Here is a 19,328-nt window from a genome sequence, read left to right as displayed (position 1 = left end):
CTGCTACTGCGCCGCATCGGCAACTGCGGCCACCCGGTCGCGAAGCCATGCGTGTCCGGCGTCGTGTTCGTTGCGTCGATGCCAGACGGCGCGCAGGGTCGACTGGCCCGCGCGATACGGCGGTTGGCGCGACAACAGTTCGCTGCCGCCGTGCGTGAGCGCCTGCGCCAGCGAGGCCGGCACGATCGAAAGCATGTCGCTGTCCCGCAGCAGCGCTGGAATAGCCAGCGAATGCGGCACTGTCACGCGCAACCGCGGCGGCTGCCCGGTTTCGCGCAACGCTTCTTCGAGCGCGTGGCGGTCGAACATCTCGGACTGGCGCGCAAGCCCCCGCTCGAGGATGAAGCCGTCGACCGCCCCCTCTTCCTGGCCGCCGACCGAGATGGTCACCAGTGGATAGCGCGCCAGGTCTTTCACCAGCAGCTTGCGGCGGGAGGCGGGATGGCCCTTGCGCATCAGGATGACCTCGCCCTGCGTCATGAGCGTGCGCGTGTTCAACCTTGCCGGCACCTGGGAGAAGATGCCGATCGCGAGGTCGATGCGGCCAAGGTCGATCTGCTCGGCCAGGTCCAGGCGCGTGGAGGGCCGAATCACCAGGTCCACCCTGGGCGCCGCCTTTTGCAGTTCGCGCGACAACGGCGCGACGATGACCGCGGTGACATGGTCGTTTGCCGCGATCACGAATCGCCGCGATGACGCCTCCGGCGAGAACGGTTCCACGCCGAGCGTGACCTCGACACGGCGCAGCGCGTCGCGCAGGACGGGCGCCATTGCCATCGCACGGCCCGTGGGTGCCATCCCCTTGCCGGTGCGCAGGAAAAGCTCGTCGCCGACCAGTTCGCGCAGCCGCGTGAGCGCATGGCTGACGGCTGACTGGCTCAGGTTCAACCGCCGGCCCGCACGCACGAGGTTGCGGTCTTCGTAGACGGCGTCGAACACTTTCAGCAGGTTGAGATCGATGCGGCCGATGCTCACCGTCCATCTCCATGAGTTGAATCGTGTGCATTGTGCGCTTGCAGAAGCATCAGTTCCATTCAACTCATTCGGCGCCCATCATTCATGCACCACACGCCAGGAATGACCAAGAGGTGACCATGATGATGAAAGATGAACTCAACGCAGACCGTGAAGCACTGATCGAGCGCAGCATTCGTTTTCTCGAAGACGTGAAGGACATGACAGCCGGCACCGAGACCGAACGATGGCTGAACCAGCGCTGCGGGCCGGACAGCGAGCTGTACCAGACGCTTGCGCGGCTGGTGAAGCAAGGCGTGCGCGACGGCTGGGCCGCGAACGTCGAACTCGACGGCTCGATCTACCGCCGCAGTCGCATCGCGGACCCCTCGGAGGGCACGCGGTATTTCAGCGTCACGGCGGTGTACATGGACAGCACCGACAACACGCAGGGCAACCCCGGGAACACCTACCGCGGCCAATACCACGCGCACCCCTACGGCGAGCTCAACATGGTCGTGCCCCTGAACCCAGGCGCAGCACTCAACGGACCCAATGGCTGGTGCGAGGCCGGCTGGACCGCGCCGGCGCCCGGAAGCCATCACTATCCGGAGGCGAAAGGTGGTGCCGTGATTGCGCTGTTCTTCCTTCCCGCGGGGCGCATCGCCTATCACCCTGCGCCGCGTGAACCGGATGGAAATGCCACGGCAACGGGTGGAGGCGTTCGCGCATCACATGGGCTTCGATGATTCGGTCGAATCCCCAAAGAGCATGTAGCGATCGCGGCGCGTGTGACGCAGTCATGACAAATCCATGTCAATGACGAATGATGACTATCCGCTTCAGTGCGCCCGAATGTCACGGGTCGGTCACATGGGTTTCTTACGCTTCCAAACGAAACCAAAAAGCGGGCGTCGCGCCCAATCAACTACATAGGTCTGCGCCAGCGGCGCTTGATCGCTTCACGGGGAAACCTCCTTCATGTTCGAGATCTTTTCCAGCAAACGCTGGACAGTGCGTCGGGTCGCCTGCGCGCTGACCTCTGTCGCCGCGCTTGCAGCCGTGGTCACCATCAGCGCATGCGGAGGCGGCGGAAGCAACAACGACGCGTTGACCGCGCTTGCTCTCCAGCAAGCGGCAGCCGGAAACCAGCAGCCTGCGCCGACCACGCCTGCAACCCAACAGCCGACGGCGCCGCCCGTCACCCAGCAATCCATCAAGCACGTGTTCGTGCTGACGATGGAGAACAAGAATTTCGCCGACACCTTCGGAACGAGCACGCAGGATCCGTTCTTGAAGGATCTCGCGACCAAGGGCGCACTGCTGAACCAGTACTACGGCACCGGTCACGTCAGCCTGGACAACTACATCGCGATGATGAGCGGCCAGCCCTCCACCAAGGAGACCGAGAGCGATTGCTTCCAGGGCTTCAATGACGCGGTCGCGGACGGTTGGGATTTCGCCAATCCCAAGGTGCTCAAGACGAAGGACGGCAAGGGCTGCGTCTATCCCAAGGAAGTGAAGACGCTCCCCAACCAGCTCGACACGGTCGGCGTGACCTGGAAGGGTTACATGGGAGACATGGGTAACGACCCGACCCGTGAATCCGTTACCTGCGGCCATCCGAAGATCGGCGCGATCGACAACACCCAATCGGCCCAGGCGCCCACCGCCGACGTGCCCAAGGGCGACCAGTACGCGACCCGCCACAACCCCTTCGTCTATTTCCACTCGATCATCGACGACCAGGATTACTGCGACAAGCACGTGGTCAACCTGGACGCCAATCTGGAAAACGACCTGAAGTCGATCGACACCACGCCCAACTTCGTGTTCGTCACGCCCAACCTGTGCGATGACGGCCACGACGGCGACGGGACCGGTACTGCGGGCAAGGGCTGTGTGACCGGTGCTCCTGGCGGCCTGGCGTCCATCGATGCGTTCCTGAAGAAGTGGGTCCCGATCATCCAGAATTCGCCCGCCTATCAGCAGGACGGACTCATCATCATCAACTTCGACGAGTCGGCCGGCATCGTGCCGGCAGGCTCGACGACCGATCCGGTCACCCACATGACGACGGTCACCTTGAACCTGCCCGGTGCTTCGTGCTGCGGTCAGCAGACCGGCCCCAACGTGACGCGCCCTGACGATCAGTTCCTACCGGCCGGCGCAAACCTGCAATACAACCTGCACTATGTGGGCGTGGGTGGCGACCGCACTGGCGCGGTGCTGCTGTCGAAGTGGATCAAGCCGGGCACTGTCAGCGACGTGCAGTACAACCACTATTCCCTGCTCAAGAGCCTGGAGGACATCTTCCAGACCAAGGAGTACCTGGGCTACGCCGACGACAAGAACCTCGTGCCCTTCGGCAGCGACATCTTCACCAGCCTGCAGTGAGGATGCTTGGGAGCAAGGCGGCGAGGGCTGCCTTTTTCGTGGCGATCATGCTTTGCGTGGTCGCCTGCAGCCGCGGCCCCGAACCAGGGGCCGTGGCCGTTGCGCCGTCCAACAAGGACATGGCCGAGATCGGAAGGCTGGCCTTCTTCGATCCTTCTCTCTCGGCGTCGGGGCGCATGTCGTGTGCGACTTGCCACAGTCCCGACCACGCCTACGGCCCGCCCAATTCACTGGCCGTGCAACTGGGCGGCGCCGACATGAAAGATGCCGGCACGCGGGCTGTTCCTTCGCTTCGCTACCTGCGGCGAACGCCAATCTGGAGCCATACCTACATCGGCAACCCGCGCGAGCGGATGACCGAGACCGACCACGTGCCGGTGGGTGGATTCACTTGGGATGGCCGCTTCGACACGATGGCCGCGCAAGCCGCCTTTCCGCTGCTGGCCGCCAATGAAATGGCCAACGCGAACGCTGCGGCAGTCGCGCAACGCTTGTCCAAGAGTCCTTACGCGGCGCGCTTTCGCAAGGTGTTTGGCGACGACATCCTTTCCCGTCCTGACGCGGCGCTTGCCGCGCTGGGTCAGGCCCTGCAGCGCTTCCAACTCGATGACGCGAGCTTCCAACCCTACGACAGCAAGTTCGATTTCTACCTCGACGGCAAGGTCGAGTTGAACGAGCAGGAAACGCGCGGCCTGAAACTGTTCAAGGATCGGGACGGCGGCAACTGCGTGGCCTGCCACATCATCGAACCTGGCGCCAACGGCGCGCACCCGCTGCTCACCGACTTCAGCTTCGAGGCCCTCGGCGTGCCCCGCAACCCGGAAATTCCCGCCAACGCGGACGCCCGCTACTACGACCTCGGGCTGTGCGGCCCTGTGCGCACCAACCAGAGCGAGGAAAAGAAGTATTGCGGCTTGTTCAAGACGCCCACCCTGCGCAACGTGGCCACGCGAGGTGCCTTCTTCCACAATGGACGTTTCCATGACCTGGACGAGGCGCTGCGTTTCTACGTGGAGCGCGATGCCATGCCGCACAAGTGGTATCCGCATCCTGACGGCACACAGCAGTTCGATGACCTGCCGCCGCAACTGCAGGACAACGTCGACCACATCGACCCTCCGCTGACGCAGAAGAAGGGCGACAAGCCGGTGTGGTCCGACGAGGACATCCAGGACGTGGTCGTGTTCCTGAAGACCTTGAACGACGGATACGTGCTGCCGGCGGGTGCCAAAACGCCTTGAGAGTCTTCACACCGCGCGGCGTCAGATCCCGCTCTCCCGCAGAGTTGCGCGGTGAAGCCCATCACCTCCGAGCGGCACGGAGGTCAGGCCGCAAGTGCAGGAGCAAGGCCCCGCATATCAGCCCGAAGGCGAAGCGTGGCGCGACGAAGGCGACCGACGTTGCGGTCGCGAAGACTGCGAGCACCGTGAGCGAACGGCGCCGAGCCGCGCGCCGCGCCGCGGCAGGCACTTGCGCTGCGTCGGCTCCCGTCAATACCTCCCGCTCGAAGACGTTGTAGGCAATGTCCACGCACACGAAGAGCGCCGCGTAGAACACGACGGGCGCCGAGGCGAGCTGGGTGCGGGCAATCCATGCGGTCGCGAACGGAAGGAACGACACCATGAACAGATGGGCGAAGTTGATCCATATCAGCCGCAATGTCGGAGGCCCCACGAGGGTCATGAGGTAGTGGTGATTGATCCAGATGATGGCGATGAACAGGTAGCTCACGGCATAGCTGACGACCGTGTGCCACAGGAGCCAGAGGGCAGAGAACGCCGGGTCTTCCGGAGCCTTCAGTTCCAGCACCATCACGGTCATGATCACCGCGATGACCGCGTCCGAAAATGCGCCCAGCCGATGTGCGGTGACCTCGCCAACCTTTTCTTTGTGCATCGCATGACTCCCATGAAGTGAGGTCTCGCCAGTGCTCAGATGTCGATCACCAGATCACCCTTCGGCTGGGAGCAGCAGACGAGGATGTTTCCCTCCGCTGGTGGGTCCAGCGGAGCGGGCTCATAGACGACGGCCCCGGAGATCAATCCGCTCTCGCAGTTGTGGCACACGCCGGTGCGGCATGACCAGCGGACCGGCACGTCACATGCCTCCGCCAGTTCAAGCAGGCTCCGGTCCTGCACTGAACGCCATCGGACCGTAAGGCTGCTGCGCGCGAAGGACACCAGAGGCCCCGCGCCGGGAGCGCCCTCCGGCGGATGGGGTGCGCGCACCGGGCCTGTGACCACGCCGGGCGTCAGCGAAGGGCCACCAGAGAACACCTCGGAATGGATGCGGCCCGCAGGCACGCCCCAGGCGGCCAGGCCTGCCATCAGGTCGACGAGGAAACTCGACGGCCCGCAGAGATAGAAGTCGCCATCTCGCGGTACGTGCAGCGCCTGGAAGGCATCGATCCCGAGACGCCCCGTCGAGTCGTAGTGCTGCCCCTCCTGATCGTCCGCATCGGGTCGGCTGTACCAGATGTGACTTCGCCCGCGAGCCAGCGCGCCCAGAAGTTGCCGCACCTCCGTGGCGAAGGAATGCGACTTGCCGTTGCGCGCACTGTGCAGCCACCAGACCTCCCGAGGCGAAGCGTTCTCAGCCAGGCTGTGCAGCATGGCCAGTACCGGCGTCGCGCCGATGCCCGCACTCAAGAGCACCACCGGCCCATCTCCAGGCTGCAAGGTGAAGCTGCCTCTCGGTTCGCTGACCTCGATGATGTCGCCGGCGCGAACACTGCTGTTCAGGTAGCCGCCCGCGGCGCCGTGTGGCTCGACCTTGACGCTGATGCGATAGTGGTCGTCGGAGAGAGGTCCGGACAGCGAATAGCTCCGGTAGAGCAGCGGACCCTCGGCCTTCGGCCGCAAACGCATTACGACGAATTGGCCCGCGAGTGGCGCCGTGAGCCGCGCTCCATTCACCGGCTGCAGCGACAACGAGATCACATCCACGCATTCATGCGCGATCCCCGAAACCCGCAGTGGCCGAAACCCGGGCGCTGCCGTCCGCGCTGCCGAGGCTGGTGCCAGACCTGCATTGCCTGTCGCGCCTGGGTGGGCGTCCTGGCTTCGAATCATTTCCTCGAAGGACCAACGCCAGCCGGGCGACAGAGCCGGGATTCGCAGCGCCCGCTCGAGCTGGTCGCGGGGATGGTGCGACGAATACAGCAGCGCATTGACCTCGGCAACGGTCATGCGCTCCGAGCCTCGAGTGACGGGCAGGATGGCGTCGCCGGCACCGACCTCGCCTTCCTCGACGACGCGCAGGTAGAAGCCCGGCCGCCCGCTGGAGGTCAGGAGCGCAGCCATTTGAGGTTCGTTCGTGCGAATCCCGACGCGGTAGCAGGTGACCCGGGGCTGGGTCACCTCGAACAGGGCAGTCCCGATCCGATAGCGGTCGCCGATACAGACCTCGTCGTCGGGCAATCCCTCGATGGTGAAGTTCTCGCCGAATTGCCCGTGTGTGAAATCGCTGCGGCCCAGCCGTTGTTCCCAGTAGCGATACGACGCGATCTGATAGACGAAGACGGCCCGCTGCTCGCCGCCGTGGCCGTCGAGATCGCCCTGGCCGTCGCCGTCGACGTTGAGCCGCCGGACGCGCCGACGATCCGGCACGGGCTCCTTCCAGATGCCGGTGTGCACGGTCCTTCCACGCCATTCGATGTCGCGAGGAAGTCCGACGCAAACGGAGAGTAGGTGGGCCATGGAGATGCCTCCGGGTTTGCTGCGCGCGTGTTGGCGATGCGCTGCGAAAGATCCACGCCCCGCGTCGCTAACATGTGCACGTTCATCCAGTGTCCTGACACGCTGGAGAGTACACATCCAGCCTCATGGCCGCCGCAATTTCTTCATCGCCAGCGTTCACGGTTTCGGTCAAGACGCTCTGCGCTTTTGCCGCGAAGGCCGGCGACCTCGATCTGCGCTTCGTTCCGGCGCCGAGCGCGCAGGAAGGTCAGGCGGGCCATCGCATGGTGCAGGCCCGTCGAGGCCCGAGCTACGAAAGCGAGATCACGCTCGCATCGCAGTACGAGCGGCTGCAGGTGCGCGGACGCGCCGACGGCTACGAGCCGCACCGCCGGCGTGTCGAGGAGATCAAGACTTTCCGCGGCGACTTCGAGGCCATCAAGGCCAACCATCGCGCGCTGCACCGGGCACAGGCCCGCACTTACGCCTGGATGCTCTGCGAGCGTGACGCGCTGGAGCGGGTCGAAGTGGCGCTTGTCTACCTCGACCTCGGCACGGAACGGGAGGTGGTGCAGGAAGAGGCCTGCACGCGCGAAGGCCTGCGCGAGCACTTCGAGATGCTCTGCAGCCGCTTCCTCTCGTGGGCCGAGCAGGAAGCCGACCACCGCACGCAACTCGACGAGGCGCTCGGCACGCTGAGCTTCCCCCACGGTGATTTCCGCGCGGGACAGCGCGATCTGGCGCAGGCGGTGTATCGCTCCGCGGTCTCGGGGCGCTGCCTTCTCGCGCAGGCGCCCACGGGCATTGGCAAGACGGTCGCCACCCTCTTCCCCCTGCTCAAGGCACGGCCCGCGCAGAAGCTGGACAAGATCTACTTCCTCACCGCCAAGACATCAGGCCGGTCGATTGCGCTGGATGCGTTGCGAACGCTGGACCGCGAGCGTGCGCCGCTGCGCGTGCTCGAACTCACTGCGCGCGAAAAGGCTTGCGAGTACCCCGGCCGCGCATGCAACGGCGAGGCCTGCCCGCTGGCGCGCGGTTTCTATGACCGGCTTCCAGCGGCGCGCCGCGAGGCCGCGCAGGACGCGTGGCTGGATCGCGCGACGCTGCGACGCATCGCACTGGCGCACGAGGTCTGCCCTTACTTCCTGGCCCAGGAAATGGTGCGATGGAGCGATGTGATCGTCGGCGACTACAACTACTACTTTGACGGAAGCGCCTTCCTCTTCGGGCTGATGAAGGAGGAAGAGTGGCGCGTCGCGCTGCTGGTCGACGAGGCGCACAACCTGCTGGATCGCGCGCGCGGCATGTATTCCGCGCAACTCGAAGTGTCGGCCGTGGATGCCGTGCGCGGAAAGGCCCCGCCTTTCATCAAGAAGGTGCTCGGGCAGTTGCAGCGCGAATGGCAGCTACTGCAGAGAGACCAGCTTGCCGCCTACGAAGCGCATGACGAGATCCCGGAACGCTTCCAACGCGCGCTGCAGGATGCGGTCGGCACGATGGCCGAGCACTTCACGGCGCGGCCGGACGATGCGCAAGGGTGGCTGCAGGAGTGCTTCTTCGGCCTGCTTCGCTTTGCCCGCCTTGCCGATTCTTTCGGCAAGCATTCGGTCTTCGAATGCAGCGTGGGCGACGAGGGCGCGCGCGGCCTGGCGATCCGCAACCTTGTGCCCGCGCCCTTCCTCGAGAGCCGCTTCGCGGACTGCAACTCGGCGGCCTGCTTCTCCGGCACGCTTGCGCCCTTCGCTTTCTATCGCGACACGCTGGGGCTGCCGGAAGACACGGCCACGCTCGACGTGGGATCGCCCTTCCGCAGCGAGCAATTGACGGTGCGCGTCGCCATGGATGTCTCGACCCGCTTCCGGGACCGCGACCGTTCGCTGACGGCGCTCACCGACATCATCGCCAGCCAGTTCGCCGATCGGCCCGGCAACTACCTCGCCTTCTTCAGCAGCTTCGACTACCTGGCGAGCGCATCGGAGGCCTTTGCCGACCGCCACCCCGGGATTGCGGTGTGGTCGCAGTCGCGTGGCATGCGCGAGGCGGATCGCGATGCCTTCCTGGCCCGCTTCGTGGCCGGCGGTCGGGGCATCGGGTTCGCCGTACTGGGCGGCGCTTTCGGCGAAGGCGTCGACCTGCCCGGTGATCGGCTCGTCGGCGCCTTCGTCGCCAGCCTGGGCTTGCCGCAGCACAACGAACCCAACGAGGTCATGCGCGAGCGAATGCAGACCCTCTTCGGCGATGGCTACGAATACACCTACGTCTACCCCGGCCTGCAAAAGGTCGTGCAGGCGGCGGGCCGCGTCATCCGCACCGAGACCGATGCTGGCGTGCTGTATCTGCTGGACGACCGGTTTGCGCGGCGGGAGATCCGCGAGCTGCTGCCCGCGTGGTGGCAGGTGCAGCCGATGTTCGCCGCCGAACGCTGAGACGCGACCGGCTCAGAAGCTCGGCCCACGCACGCTGGCGCTGCGCCCGATCTTGCGCAACCTGGCTGAGAGCTGGACCTGCGTTTCGAGCTCGCGCTGCCAGAGCTCGTAGCCTGCGTCACTCGGATGAAGGCCGTCCCGTGCGGTCAGCCGGTCGGGATGCCGTGCGAAGGGGTCGTAGTCGCGCTCCTCGTAGAGAGAAACGTAGTGGGCGCCGTTGGCCTGCGCCGCCTCGGAGACGATGGCATGGAGCCTGCGCGATCGGTAGCGCATCAACCAGCTCCAGGGCGGCAGGAAGAATCGTGTGTTGCCCAGGTTGCCGGGTGGCATGAAGACCACCAGATCCGCGCAAACCCGCGCGCGCTGCGCGACGCGGCGGACGCTGTCGCGCAGCGCGGCCTCGCCGGCAAGGTGGAAAAGGTCGTTGGCGCCGCCGAGCACCAGCACCGCATCGAAGCGCTCGTCCTCTTCGAGCTGTTGCGCGATGTCCTCGAAGCGCGCTCCGTGGGCGCCCTTGTTGACCACCGTGAGCGTCGGGTTGGCGCGCGCCAGCAGTCCGGGCAGGCTGTATTCGGGGTCGCTCGCACCGGTTCCCTTGGCCGTGCTGTCTCCGACGATCAGCAGGCGGGCGCCCTCCGGCCGTGCTTGCCGGTCGAAGGGATGGCCCGTTCGTGCCCGACGGGCCGATTGCCGGAGCCGGAGGGCGGCATAGCCGGCCGTTCCCGCGACAAAGCCGGCCACCACGGACAGGCCCGCGACCGCTGCGATGTTCTGGCGTTTTTGGCGTTTCACACAGTCTCCTTGAGGCATTCGAAAGCTTAAAGGTAGCGTGAACCGCGAGGTGTAGGAAGCAGCCGAACGGCCACCTCGCGGCGCGTACCCGGCCAACGAGAAATGCCCGTGAAAGTGCCGACTGACGCGCATCGCCCGCGCTCTCCTACCCGCCGGCCGTGCGCACTGCGAAACATGGGATATCCCAACGCACAAGGAGCACGGCATGCCAAGGGGTGATAAATCGTCGTACACCGGCAAGCAGAAACGCCAGGCCGAACACATTGAAAGCGGCTACGAGCACCGCGGGGTCGGCAAGGCGGAGGCGGAGCGCCGCGCGTGGGCGACCGTGAATGCCGAAACCGGCGGCGGCAGGAAGAGTGGCGCCGGCCGCGGCAAGGCGGAGAACCATGCGCCGGCCCGCAAGGGTGGCATCCTGGGCGGCGCCGCGTCAGCCTCCCGCACGGCTGCTCAACGCTCGGCATCGGCCAGGAAGGCCGCGGCAACGCGCAAGCGCAACGCCGAGCACCGCGGCTGAGCGGCCGACGCGCCCGCCTCAAGCGGGGTCTGCGCGCTTGGCGGTTTCGGCGAGCTGAAGCTCGATGCGGAACAAGCGCTCGTTCAGGATGGCTGTCTGGAGCCGCAACGCTTCGATGATTGCCCGCGTCTGCGGGTCGGGAGCGTTGTTCGAAAGCTCTTGCAGCTCGTGCAGTTTGTTGCGCAACTCGTTGCTCATGTGGGGACTCCGTCTGGCGATGGCGTCATCGTAGGGCTTGCGGTCGCTGCGGCCAACCCGCAAAGCCACGACTGGCGTCGTCAGCCGTGCGGCATCGGCGGCAGCGTCTTCAGATAGAGATGCAGCGCTCGCACGTCGATATCGCTCATCTCGCGCAGGGAGCCGAAGGGCATGACCTTGACGGGCGTGCCATCGGCCCGGGTGCCGGTCTTGAAGAGGCGTGCGAACGCTTCGGCGTCCGGGTAGCGGGACATTGCGGATCCGTCGCCCGGCGTGAGGTTGGCTGCCGCCGGCCAGTCGGGCGGACCACCCGGGATCTTGCCGCCGTTGAGCTTGGCGCCGTGGCATCCGAGGCACATGTTCGCCACATAGGCGCCATGAACGACCGTCACGCCATCGGGCACGGGTTGCTCGGGCGGGCGCGAGTGATCGATCTTCGCCGCGGCGTCGTGCATCAAACCGAAGCCGTAAAAGACGCGAACGGGCAAAGGCAGTTCGATCACCGGACCGCCGCCGGTGGCGGGCTCGATGTGACGCAGGTAGGCCACCAGCGAGGCGAGGTCGTCGTCAGTCAGCCGGTTGTAGTCTTCGCTCGGCATGACCATCAGCGCCCTGCCCTGCGGATTGACGCCATGGCGGATCGAACGCTCCCAATCTTCCGGCTTGTAGCCCACGACCACACTGCCGGGACCGGGGCTGATGTTGGGCCCGGCGATGCGCATGCCCTTGCCGTCGTCGAGGAACATCGCGCCGCTCGCCTTGGCCCCGTGGCAATCGACGCAGCCACGGGACGCGAAAAGATAACGCCCGCGTTCGATCGCGGCCGCGTCGTCGCGAAATGGAACGCCCTTCACGGCAACGTCGACCTTGCGCTGCATCTTCTGCCGCGCCAGTTGGTCGCCGGCGAAGAGCGCTGCCGCAGCGAGAGCGATCAAGACCGCGAGCGCCAGGGCGATGCGCTTGAGCCACCGCTTGCCCGGCGAGGTCGTCATGCAGCCTCCTTCGCGTGCCGCGGCGTGGTCCCGCGCGAACGGCGGCGTACCTCAAAGACCAGATGGTCCAGGCGGAGATTGGGAGACATGGCTAGCTCCTGCTAAATTGACGGGTGCTTCAAAATTGCATTGGGTATCCAAAAATGGATGATGGCGTAAATTTTGGCGAAGCGTCAATATCGCTTTTGCCAGGGGCCCTGGCCGAAAGTGTGTGGCGGGCGCAGCCCGGCCTGCTCAAGCGCGAGCGCACCCGCGTGCTGCTGGTGCAAGCCGCCATCAAGGTCTTCGGTGCGCGCGGCTACGTCGAGGCGACGGTGCAGGAAATCGCGGCGGTCGCGGGCATGACGACCGGCACGGTCTACAACCACTTCAAGACGAAGGAAGAATTGGCAAGCGCGGTGGCATTGCTCCTGGCCGACACGCTGTGCCGCCGGATCACGGACAGCCAGCAAGGTGTCCAGGAAGGCGCCCAGCGCATGGCCATCGGCATTCGGCGCTACATCTGGCTGGCCGAAGAAAGCCCGCAATGGGCGCTGATGATGCTGGAGATCGCGGCCGCCGCGCCGCAACTCCTCATCGAGATCCGCGACTACGCGCTGGCCGACCTTCGTCTCGGCGTCAAGCAGAAGGCTTTTCGGGTGCCCAGCGAAACGGCGGCCATGGACATGATCAACGGAACCGTGGAGCAGGCGATGCGCACGGTGGCCTACGGTGCGGCGCCTGCGAATCACGGCCGCGATGTGGCGAACTGCGTTCTGCGAGGCCTCGGCATGGGTCATGCCGAAGCGAAGGCCGTGGCCCTCCGACCGTTGCCGCCCTTTCCACCGATGAGCGAGATGCCTCCCGCACGGACGAAGGCAGCGGCGAAGACGAAGCGCCCGGCGGCCTGAGCCCCCTTATGGGATAGGCGCGTCGTCCATCGGCGGGCAGGCCCATCCGAGAAGTTCGGCGAGACGACGCACGATCCATATCGCTTCGGCGCGCGACACACCGGCATCGGGCGAGTTCAGGCCCGCATGAATCCGCAGCAGGATTTCTTCTTCGGAAGGCACTTCGACGTGGCGCAGGACCTGGGCGTGCTGCACCAGATGGTTGGCAAGGTCCTCGCACACCTCGTAGCGCGAGCGGACGACGGCAATCGGCTCGCTGAGGCGTTTCCTCGCATCGGTGTAGACCGCGAAGAACGAGGGCGGGATGTCGATCTGGTAGTCGTCGGACATGGGGTGCGAGAGATCCAATGAAAAACGCGCCCGGAGGCGCGTTTCGGGGGGATTGCTGCGCGCGTTGGCGCAACGGACCCGGCTGCCCGGTCAGCCGCCCTTCTTGGCGCGCTTGCCCGGGTGCTTCTTGCTGCGGGTCGCGGTGCCGCGCTCCAGGCTCACCTTCTGGCCGCCACCCATCTTGGGAAGGCTGTAGCCGGGCATCGGAACGGGCTTGGGAGTGGCAATGCGGTCTGCCTCGGTGCGGATTTTCTTGGGCATGGAAAGCTCTGGTGAAAAGAAATCGAAGGACGTAATTAAGCCACATCATCGAGCAGCCGCACTTTGACGGTCTTGCCCTTGACGCGGCCGGTGGAAAGCTTGTGCACGGCCTCGCGCGCAATGCGCCGGTCGACCGCCACGTAGGTGGAGAACTCATTGACGTTGATCTTGCCGACCTGCTCGCGGGTGAAGCCGGCCTCGCCGGTCAGCGCGCCCAGTACGTCGCCGGCGCGAATCTTCTCCTTGCGGCCACCGATGATCTGCAGCGTGGCCATCGGCGGCCGTAGGGGGGGCGCATCGCCCGATTGGCCGGCGGTGAGTTCTGACAGCGGATGCCATTCGGATTCGCGGCCCTGCAACTGCTCGATCTTCCCGACGCTGCCCATCTCGTCCATGCTGGCGAGGCTCAGCGCCAGGCCTTCTGCGTCGCCGCGGCCTGTGCGGCCGATTCGGTGGATGTGGATCTCGGGGTCGGGGGTCACGTCGACGTTGATCACCGCTTCGAGCTGGGCAATGTCGAGTCCGCGCGCAGCGACGTCGGTGGCAACCAGGACGGAACAGCTGCGGTTGGCAAACTGGACCAGCACCTGGTCTCGCGCGCGCTGCTCCAGCTCGCCGAACAACGCCAATGCGCTGAAGCCCTGGGCTTGCAGCACCTGGACCAAATCGCGGCACTGCTGCTTGGTATTGCAGAAGGCGAGTGTGCTGAGCGGACGGAAATGGTTGAGCAACAGGCTGACGGCGTGCAGCCGGTCGCTGTCCTCGACCTGGTACCAGCGCTGGCGGATCTTGGTGTCGTCGTGCTGCGCCTCGACCGTGATCTGCTGTGGCGTCCTCATGAACTGCGCGCTGAGCTTGGCAATGCCTTCGGGGTAGGTGGCCGAGAACAACAGCGTCTGCCGCTCCTTGGGGCACAGGCGCGCAACCTTGGCGATGTCGTCGAAGAAGCCCATGTCGAGCATTCGATCGGCTTCGTCGAGCACCAGCGTGTTGAGCGCTTCGAGGTTCAGGCTGCCGCGATCGAGGTGATCCATGATGCGGCCGGGCGTGCCGACCACGATGTGCGCACCGTGCTCGAGGCTGGCGAGCTGTCCGCGCAGTGCGACGCCGCCGCACAGGGTGACCACCTTGATGTTTTCAGCGGCTCGCGCGAGACGGCGGATTTCCGTCGTCACCTGGTCCGCCAGCTCACGCGTGGGGCACAGCACCATGGCTTGCACCGCGAAGCGCCGCGGATTGAGATTGGCGAGCAGCGCCAGGGCGAACGCGGCCGTCTTGCCGCTGCCTGTCTTGGCTTGTGCGATGAGGTCCTTGCCGAGCAACGCCACCGGCAGGCTGGCCGCCTGGATAGGCGTCATCTGCAGGTAGCCAAGCTGCGTCAGGTTCGCCAGTGTTTCTGGCGAAAGCGGCAGCGTGGCGAAGTCGGTGGCCGGACCGGTCACTGCGAGGATCAGCGACGCTGGGAGTTGTTGCCGCCGCTGTTGACCGGCGGGGGACCACGGCGCTCGAGGTGGCGGAACGTGATGCGCCCCTTGGTCAGGTCGTAGGGAGACAGCTCCAGCGACACCTTGTCGCCCGCCAGAATGCGGATGTGGTGCTTGCGCATCTTGCCGCCGCTGTAGGCGATCAGCTGGTGGCCGTTGTCGAGGGTCACGCGGTAGCGGGAATCAGGCAGCACTTCAGTGACTGCGCCGTTCATTTCGATCAGTTCTTCCTTGGGCATGAATTACCTTTGAATGGTTGTCGTGATTGGACAGGAAAATGGTCGGCCGGTTCAAGCAGCGCAACGCGCGCGAGGGGTAGTGCGTTCGCGCACCCAGCCCAGGCCTTCGTCGATGGCGTAACGCACCGCAGCGGCGCGGCTGACGAAGCGTGGCGTGAAGCGCATGACCCGGTCATGCATGCCGCTGCCGCGGCCGGAACGGATCGACACGGAAGCCGAGAAGCGGCCGTCGTCCAGATCCTTGATGAGCGGTGAAACAAGGTACTTGCCCACCGCGATGCTGTGTTGAATGATGTCCATCGAAAGCCTTGCGTACCGCGACGCCGCGGTGCGCTGAAAATATTTGAAAAAACGAGCGCAGGCCGTCCGGAGATGGCGCCCACCGGAGCGGACAGCGCGCTGTTCGCTTCAACAAGTACGAAGGCAGTGGTGGCAATCATGGGCGCCCGGTCTGGCGCACCAACACACTGTTGGAGCCGGCTTGGAAATAAAAGGGCCTGGGAATTCCAGGCCAGCCGGCGATTTTGACGAAATGCTTCGTCGTGGTATCGAAACGAACCTGGCATTCTAGCCGATCTGGCACAACAGTTGCTATTTCAGTCTTGTGACAGGACTTGCGAGTGCGGCGCGAGCGGCGCACCATGGCAAGACCATCGTTCCAAGGAGCGCGGCCATGCAAGTTCAAGGATCAGTCGTCCGACCTTCGTTGGCCCTTTGGATTCCATGCGGCAGCGTTCGATGGTTCGGCTGGATGCTCGTGGCGAGCGTCGCCCTCCTCGGACTTCCCGCCATGCCGGCAACGTCGGTGCCCGACAGCGCCTCGGCGAGCGCGCAGGTGCGTGCGCTCAAGCGCGCCGGTGACGCCGTCGTCGCGCTCAATGTCACCGCGACCGAAGGCGCCACCTCGGCCGACAGCCTGGGCCAGTGGCGGTCGGGTTCGGGCGTGGTGATCGGGCGTGACGGGCTGATCCTCACCATCGGCTACCTGCTGCTCGAAGCCGAAACCATCGAAGTGATCACCCAGGACGAGCGCGTCCTGCCGGCGCGTCAGGTGGCCTACGACCTGGCGACGGGATTCGGCCTGGTTCGGCCCCTGGTGCCGCTGCGCGGCATCGAGCCGGTGCCGCTCGCCGGCATCGCGTCTCTGAAGCAGGGGCAGCCGCTGCTGGTCGCCACCGGCAGCAGCAGCGGAACCGAGGTGGGCTTCACCCGACTGGTCGGAACGCGCCCGTTCTCGGGCTACTGGGAATACCACATCGAGGAGGCGATCTTCACCAGCCCGCCCATTGCCAATCACAGCGGCGCGTCGCTCTTCAACAGTAACGGTGAACTGCTCGGCATCGGCAGCTTGTTCGTCCTGGAAGCCGGCGGGCCGGATCAGACGCTGCCGGGCAACATGTTCGTGCCGGTCGATCTGCTGCGGCCGGTGCTGAAGGAAATGCAGTCCACCGGAACTACCCGAGCGAGCATGCGGCCATGGCTCGGTCTCTCGTCGTCGGAGCGCGGCGGTCATGTGGAGATCGTGCGGGTCGATCGCTCGGGACCGGCGCTTGAAGCGGGCCTTCAGCCCGGCGACGTGGTGCTGGAAATCGACGGCGTTCAGGTCAGCACGCTCGAAGCCTTCTACAAGCAGCTGTGGAAGCGGCCGGGCGCAGAGGGCGACGTGGAGCTCACGGTGCAGCAAGGTTCGGAAGTGCGAAAGATCAAGGTGCACGCGGTCGATCGCATGCAGACTTTGCGCAAACCTCAAGGGATATAAGGCTCCCCCCAGGTTGGCTCACTTCGTGTAGCCGCCCACCCCCTGCCGGGGGCAACACCAGCGGCCCGGCAAAGCCGGTTCCGCGGTGTTTCTGGAAAGGGCGGCTGTGGGGGGCTCAGGGGATGCCCAGGATTTTCTTGTTGGCGGCCTTGTCGATGCTGCCGGCTGCGAAGTCGTCGAAGGCGCGGTCGGCGACTCCGATGATGTGTTGCGCGATGAATTCCGCGCCTTCGCGTGCACCGTCTTCCGGATGCTTGAGGCAGCATTCCCATTCCAGCACCGCCCAGCCGGGGAAGTCGTAGGCCGCCATCTTCGAGAAGATGGCGCCGAAGTCCACCTGTCCATCCCCCAGCGAGCGGAAGCGGCCCGCGCGGTTGATCCAGGACTGGAAGCCGCCGTAGACGCCCTGCTTTCCGGTCGGATTGAACTCCGCGTCCTTCACGTGAAAGATCTTGATGCGCTCGTGGTAGTGGTCGATGTATGCGAGGTAGTCGAGCTGCTGCAGGACGAAGTGGCTCGGGTCGTAGAGCAGGCAGGCGCGCGGATGGTTGCCCACGCGCTCGAGGAACATCTCGTAGGTCACGCCGTCGTGCAGGTCTTCGCCCGGGTGGATCTCGTAGCAGACGTCGACGCCGGCGTCGTCGAAGCGGTCGAGGATCGGCTTCCAGCGCCGCGCGAGTTCGTCGAAGGCTTCCTCGATCAGGCCGGCCGGGCGCGGCGGCCATGAATAGAGATAGGGCCACGCCAGTGCGCCCGAGAAGGTCGCATGCGCCGTCAGCCCCAGGTTGGCCGAAGCCTGGGCGGCGTAGTGCAGTTGTTCGACCGCCCATTTCTGGCGTTTGCCCGGGTCGTTGCGGACTTCGGGCGCGGCGAAGCCGTCGAATCCTGCGTCGTAAGCCGGGTGCACGGCAATCAGCTGGCCCTGGAGATGGGTCGAGAGTTCGGTGATTTCGAGCCCGTGGCCGGCGAGCGTGCCCCTTACTTCATCGCAGTAGGTCTTGCTTTCCGCCGCCTTCCTGAGATCGAAGATGCGGCCATCCCAACTGGGAATCTGGACGCCCTTGTAGCCGAGGCCCGCGGCCCAGCCGGCAATGGCGTCGAGCGAGTTGAAGGGCGCGGCGTCGCCGGCGAACTGGGCCAGAAAAATGGCGGGCCCTTTGATGGTCTTCATGGGTTGTCTCCTGGTCGATCGATGCAAATGATGCACGCGTTTGCGTTAAAGCAACGCAAGGCACCGTCCGACACGTCGCGATGTGGGATGACGTATGCGCTCCGCGACGGAACGTCTCACAATGGAATGCCTGTCCACCCGAGGGCGACGCGGCTCATGCGGCGCCCCGAAAGAGCGATGTCACAAACGGTTTCCGGGCGTCTGAAGATCGGCCTGTCTGCCTGCTTCTTCCATGCCGACCCCGCGCGCTCCTTGTTCACGAACAAGACCCTGCAATACGTGGAGCAGTCGATTGCTCACTGGCTGATGTCCGCCGGGGCGATGGTGGTGATGGTGCCCTGCCCGACCGGCGAAACCGCTCGTGGCGACACCAAGCTCTCACACTACGCGGAGTGGCTCGACGGCGTGGTGATGCACGGCGGTGCCGATGTCTGGCCCGGCAGCTACGGCGAAGTTCCGCTCAAGGATGCATGGGTCGGCGACCGCGTCCGCGACCTCTACGATCTTGCGCTGGTCGAGGCCTTCGAGGAGGCTGGCAAGCCGATCTTCGGCGTGTGCCGTGGCCTGCAACTCATCAACGTGGCTTTCGGCGGCACGCTCTATCAGGACATCGAGGTTCAGCACCCCAACGCGCAGCGGCATCGCGATCCGGTGACCTACGACCGGAACTTCCACGAAATCCGCGTCACGCCGGGATCGCGCCTGTCGATGCTCTATCCGGGCATGGAAACGACGCGCGTCAACAGCATCCATCACCAGGGCGTGAAAGACCTTGCCCCCGGTTTCGAAGTCGATGCGTGGAGCATTCCCGATCATGTGGCCGAAGCCATCCGCCGCCGGTCGGACCGCGGCCGCAGCTACATCGCGGCCACCCAATGGCATCCGGAGTTCCACACGTACGGTGCCACCGACACGCTTGACGACACGGCCATCCTGGAGGACTTCCTGTGGGCCTGCGCCACGGCCAAGGTCAGCCCCAAGGGGCCGCTGCGCACTGCCCCAGGCCGCATCCGCAACCGCGCGGCACGGTTGCTGCGGCAGGCGCTCCTGATGCGCTAGCGGTTTAGCGGTTCTTGTAGCTGCTGACGCCCGCGTCGACCGTACCGAACACCGTCACGCTGCTGCTTCCCGCGCTGGCCGAACCGTCAGCACCGCCGCCGCCCGCTCCTGCGCAGGCCGTGAGCAGGCAGATCCCGGTGGTTGCGAACAGCGCGGCGAAAAATGACTTCATGCGAATC

21 protein-coding genes are annotated in these 19,328 nt (G+C 65.4%); 8 read left to right on the top strand and 13 right to left on the bottom strand.

Going from position 1 to position 19,328, the window contains the following annotated elements; all coding sequences use genetic code 11:
• Positions 1 to 3 precede the first annotated feature (3 nt).
• On the bottom strand, positions 4 to 975 hold the full coding sequence (locus AC1DHL_RS16560) for a LysR family transcriptional regulator (protein WP_478099684.1): 972 nt from the start codon (positions 973 to 975) through the stop codon (positions 4 to 6).
• Positions 976 to 1,097: 122 nt separating this feature from the next.
• On the opposite strand from AC1DHL_RS16560, the gene AC1DHL_RS16555 reads away from it, so the two are divergent.
• From AC1DHL_RS16555 to AC1DHL_RS16545, 3 genes are all read left to right on the top strand, one after another.
• A complete protein-coding gene (locus tag AC1DHL_RS16555) occupies positions 1,098 to 1,703 on the top strand; it encodes a 4-hydroxylaminobenzoate lyase (RefSeq protein ID WP_478162694.1) in 606 nt (201 codons plus the stop codon).
• Between the two features lie 232 nt (positions 1,704 to 1,935).
• Positions 1,936 to 3,351, top strand: a complete 1,416-nt coding sequence (locus AC1DHL_RS16550) for an alkaline phosphatase family protein (RefSeq protein ID WP_478162662.1) — start codon at positions 1,936 to 1,938, stop codon at positions 3,349 to 3,351.
• Between the two features lie 47 nt (positions 3,352 to 3,398).
• Positions 3,399 to 4,592 (top strand): cytochrome-c peroxidase, encoded by a 1,194-nt coding sequence (locus AC1DHL_RS16545; RefSeq protein ID WP_478162693.1) that lies wholly within the window; start codon positions 3,399 to 3,401, stop codon positions 4,590 to 4,592.
• A gap of 61 nt (positions 4,593 to 4,653) precedes the next feature.
• Here the strand turns inward: AC1DHL_RS16545 and AC1DHL_RS16540 are convergent, their stop codons facing one another.
• Entirely contained in the window at positions 4,654 to 5,247 is a 594-nt protein-coding gene (locus AC1DHL_RS16540; protein WP_478162661.1) for a TMEM175 family protein, read from the bottom strand.
• A 35-nt stretch (positions 5,248 to 5,282) separates the two neighbouring features.
• Positions 5,283 to 7,049, bottom strand: coding sequence for an MOSC domain-containing protein (locus AC1DHL_RS16535; RefSeq protein ID WP_478162660.1), 1,767 nt, complete (start codon positions 7,047 to 7,049; stop codon positions 5,283 to 5,285).
• A 125-nt stretch (positions 7,050 to 7,174) separates the two neighbouring features.
• On the opposite strand from AC1DHL_RS16535, the gene AC1DHL_RS16530 reads away from it, so the two are divergent.
• A complete protein-coding gene (locus AC1DHL_RS16530; protein ID WP_478162659.1) occupies positions 7,175 to 9,457 on the top strand; it encodes a helicase C-terminal domain-containing protein in 2,283 nt (760 codons plus the stop codon).
• Between the two features lie 12 nt (positions 9,458 to 9,469).
• On the opposite strand, the gene AC1DHL_RS16525 is transcribed toward AC1DHL_RS16530, so the two are convergent.
• Positions 9,470 to 10,249: an SGNH/GDSL hydrolase family protein gene (locus AC1DHL_RS16525; protein WP_478162658.1), complete on the bottom strand. Its 780-nt coding sequence runs from the start codon at positions 10,247 to 10,249 to the stop codon at positions 9,470 to 9,472.
• A gap of 205 nt (positions 10,250 to 10,454) precedes the next feature.
• On the opposite strand from AC1DHL_RS16525, the gene AC1DHL_RS16520 reads away from it, so the two are divergent.
• Positions 10,455 to 10,766, top strand: a complete 312-nt coding sequence (locus AC1DHL_RS16520; protein WP_478162657.1) for a plasmid stabilization protein — start codon at positions 10,455 to 10,457, stop codon at positions 10,764 to 10,766.
• 18 nt (positions 10,767 to 10,784) lie between these two features.
• On the opposite strand, the gene AC1DHL_RS16515 is transcribed toward AC1DHL_RS16520, so the two are convergent.
• Both AC1DHL_RS16515 and AC1DHL_RS16510 read right to left on the bottom strand, forming a co-directional pair.
• Positions 10,785 to 10,964, bottom strand: a complete 180-nt coding sequence (locus AC1DHL_RS16515) for a hypothetical protein (RefSeq protein WP_478162656.1) — start codon at positions 10,962 to 10,964, stop codon at positions 10,785 to 10,787.
• 80 nt (positions 10,965 to 11,044) lie between these two features.
• Complete coding sequence (locus AC1DHL_RS16510; protein WP_478162655.1) at positions 11,045 to 11,956, bottom strand: c-type cytochrome; 912 nt, start codon at positions 11,954 to 11,956, stop codon at positions 11,045 to 11,047.
• A 185-nt stretch (positions 11,957 to 12,141) separates the two neighbouring features.
• Here AC1DHL_RS16510 and AC1DHL_RS16505 point away from each other — a divergent pair, with 185 nt between their 5' ends.
• On the top strand, positions 12,142 to 12,846 hold the full coding sequence (locus AC1DHL_RS16505) for a TetR/AcrR family transcriptional regulator (protein ID WP_478162654.1): 705 nt from the start codon (positions 12,142 to 12,144) through the stop codon (positions 12,844 to 12,846).
• A 6-nt stretch (positions 12,847 to 12,852) separates the two neighbouring features.
• On the opposite strand, the gene AC1DHL_RS16500 is transcribed toward AC1DHL_RS16505, so the two are convergent.
• The 5 genes from AC1DHL_RS16500 to AC1DHL_RS16480 all read right to left on the bottom strand — a co-directional run bounded on the left by AC1DHL_RS16500 (position 12,853) and on the right by AC1DHL_RS16480 (position 15,460).
• Entirely contained in the window at positions 12,853 to 13,176 is a 324-nt protein-coding gene (locus tag AC1DHL_RS16500; RefSeq protein WP_478162653.1) for a hypothetical protein, read from the bottom strand.
• A gap of 90 nt (positions 13,177 to 13,266) precedes the next feature.
• Positions 13,267 to 13,437, bottom strand: coding sequence for a hypothetical protein (locus AC1DHL_RS16495; RefSeq protein ID WP_478099707.1), 171 nt, complete (start codon positions 13,435 to 13,437; stop codon positions 13,267 to 13,269).
• 35 nt (positions 13,438 to 13,472) lie between these two features.
• Positions 13,473 to 14,879: an ATP-dependent RNA helicase DbpA gene (dbpA, locus tag AC1DHL_RS16490; RefSeq protein WP_478162652.1), complete on the bottom strand. Its 1,407-nt coding sequence runs from the start codon at positions 14,877 to 14,879 to the stop codon at positions 13,473 to 13,475.
• An 8-nt stretch (positions 14,880 to 14,887) separates the two neighbouring features.
• Complete coding sequence (infA, locus tag AC1DHL_RS16485; RefSeq protein WP_286519699.1) at positions 14,888 to 15,160, bottom strand: translation initiation factor IF-1; 273 nt, start codon at positions 15,158 to 15,160, stop codon at positions 14,888 to 14,890.
• A 51-nt stretch (positions 15,161 to 15,211) separates the two neighbouring features.
• Entirely contained in the window at positions 15,212 to 15,460 is a 249-nt protein-coding gene (locus AC1DHL_RS16480) for a hypothetical protein (protein WP_478162651.1), read from the bottom strand.
• A 373-nt stretch (positions 15,461 to 15,833) separates the two neighbouring features.
• Here AC1DHL_RS16480 and AC1DHL_RS16475 point away from each other — a divergent pair, with 373 nt between their 5' ends.
• Positions 15,834 to 16,919, top strand: coding sequence for a S1C family serine protease (locus AC1DHL_RS16475; protein WP_478162650.1), 1,086 nt, complete (start codon positions 15,834 to 15,836; stop codon positions 16,917 to 16,919).
• A 115-nt stretch (positions 16,920 to 17,034) separates the two neighbouring features.
• Here the strand turns inward: AC1DHL_RS16475 and AC1DHL_RS16470 are convergent, their stop codons facing one another.
• Positions 17,035 to 18,090, bottom strand: a complete 1,056-nt coding sequence (locus tag AC1DHL_RS16470) for a sugar phosphate isomerase/epimerase family protein (protein WP_478162649.1) — start codon at positions 18,088 to 18,090, stop codon at positions 17,035 to 17,037.
• 177 nt (positions 18,091 to 18,267) lie between these two features.
• On the opposite strand from AC1DHL_RS16470, the gene AC1DHL_RS16465 reads away from it, so the two are divergent.
• Positions 18,268 to 19,149, top strand: coding sequence for a gamma-glutamyl-gamma-aminobutyrate hydrolase family protein (locus AC1DHL_RS16465; RefSeq protein ID WP_478099717.1), 882 nt, complete (start codon positions 18,268 to 18,270; stop codon positions 19,147 to 19,149).
• A gap of 4 nt (positions 19,150 to 19,153) precedes the next feature.
• Here the strand turns inward: AC1DHL_RS16465 and AC1DHL_RS16460 are convergent, their stop codons facing one another.
• Positions 19,154 to 19,321, bottom strand: a complete 168-nt coding sequence (locus AC1DHL_RS16460) for a hypothetical protein (RefSeq protein ID WP_478099719.1) — start codon at positions 19,319 to 19,321, stop codon at positions 19,154 to 19,156.
• Positions 19,322 to 19,328 lie beyond the last annotated feature (7 nt).

The organism is Variovorax sp. 10L426, assembly GCF_056395305.1.
Note: the sequence above shows the minus strand (reverse complement) of the source record. Positions and strands in the feature narration are given on the sequence as shown.

Coding starts and splice junctions, on each gene's coding strand:
- AC1DHL_RS16545 (WP_478162693.1), top strand. CDS start 3,399: ATGCTTTGCGTGGTCGCCTGCAGCCGCGGCCCCGAACCAGGGGCCGTG.
- AC1DHL_RS16510 (WP_478162655.1), bottom strand. CDS start 11,956: ATGACGACCTCGCCGGGCAAGCGGTGGCTCAAGCGCATCGCCCTGGCG.
- AC1DHL_RS16470 (WP_478162649.1), bottom strand. CDS start 18,090: ATGAAGACCATCAAAGGGCCCGCCATTTTTCTGGCCCAGTTCGCCGGC.
- AC1DHL_RS16515 (WP_478162656.1), bottom strand. CDS start 10,964: ATGAGCAACGAGTTGCGCAACAAACTGCACGAGCTGCAAGAGCTTTCG.
- AC1DHL_RS16520 (WP_478162657.1), top strand. CDS start 10,455: ATGCCAAGGGGTGATAAATCGTCGTACACCGGCAAGCAGAAACGCCAG.
- AC1DHL_RS16540 (WP_478162661.1), bottom strand. CDS start 5,247: ATGCACAAAGAAAAGGTTGGCGAGGTCACCGCACATCGGCTGGGCGCA.
- AC1DHL_RS16500 (WP_478162653.1), bottom strand. CDS start 13,176: ATGTCCGACGACTACCAGATCGACATCCCGCCCTCGTTCTTCGCGGTC.
- AC1DHL_RS16530 (WP_478162659.1), top strand. CDS start 7,175: ATGGCCGCCGCAATTTCTTCATCGCCAGCGTTCACGGTTTCGGTCAAG.
- AC1DHL_RS16475 (WP_478162650.1), top strand. CDS start 15,834: ATGCAAGTTCAAGGATCAGTCGTCCGACCTTCGTTGGCCCTTTGGATT.
- AC1DHL_RS16480 (WP_478162651.1), bottom strand. CDS start 15,460: ATGGACATCATTCAACACAGCATCGCGGTGGGCAAGTACCTTGTTTCA.
- AC1DHL_RS16550 (WP_478162662.1), top strand. CDS start 1,936: ATGTTCGAGATCTTTTCCAGCAAACGCTGGACAGTGCGTCGGGTCGCC.
- AC1DHL_RS16535 (WP_478162660.1), bottom strand. CDS start 7,049: ATGGCCCACCTACTCTCCGTTTGCGTCGGACTTCCTCGCGACATCGAA.
- AC1DHL_RS16555 (WP_478162694.1), top strand. CDS start 1,098: ATGATGAAAGATGAACTCAACGCAGACCGTGAAGCACTGATCGAGCGC.
- AC1DHL_RS16495 (WP_478099707.1), bottom strand. CDS start 13,437: ATGCCCAAGAAAATCCGCACCGAGGCAGACCGCATTGCCACTCCCAAG.
- AC1DHL_RS16465 (WP_478099717.1), top strand. CDS start 18,268: ATGTCACAAACGGTTTCCGGGCGTCTGAAGATCGGCCTGTCTGCCTGC.
- AC1DHL_RS16460 (WP_478099719.1), bottom strand. CDS start 19,321: ATGAAGTCATTTTTCGCCGCGCTGTTCGCAACCACCGGGATCTGCCTG.
- infA (WP_286519699.1), bottom strand. CDS start 15,160: ATGCCCAAGGAAGAACTGATCGAAATGAACGGCGCAGTCACTGAAGTG.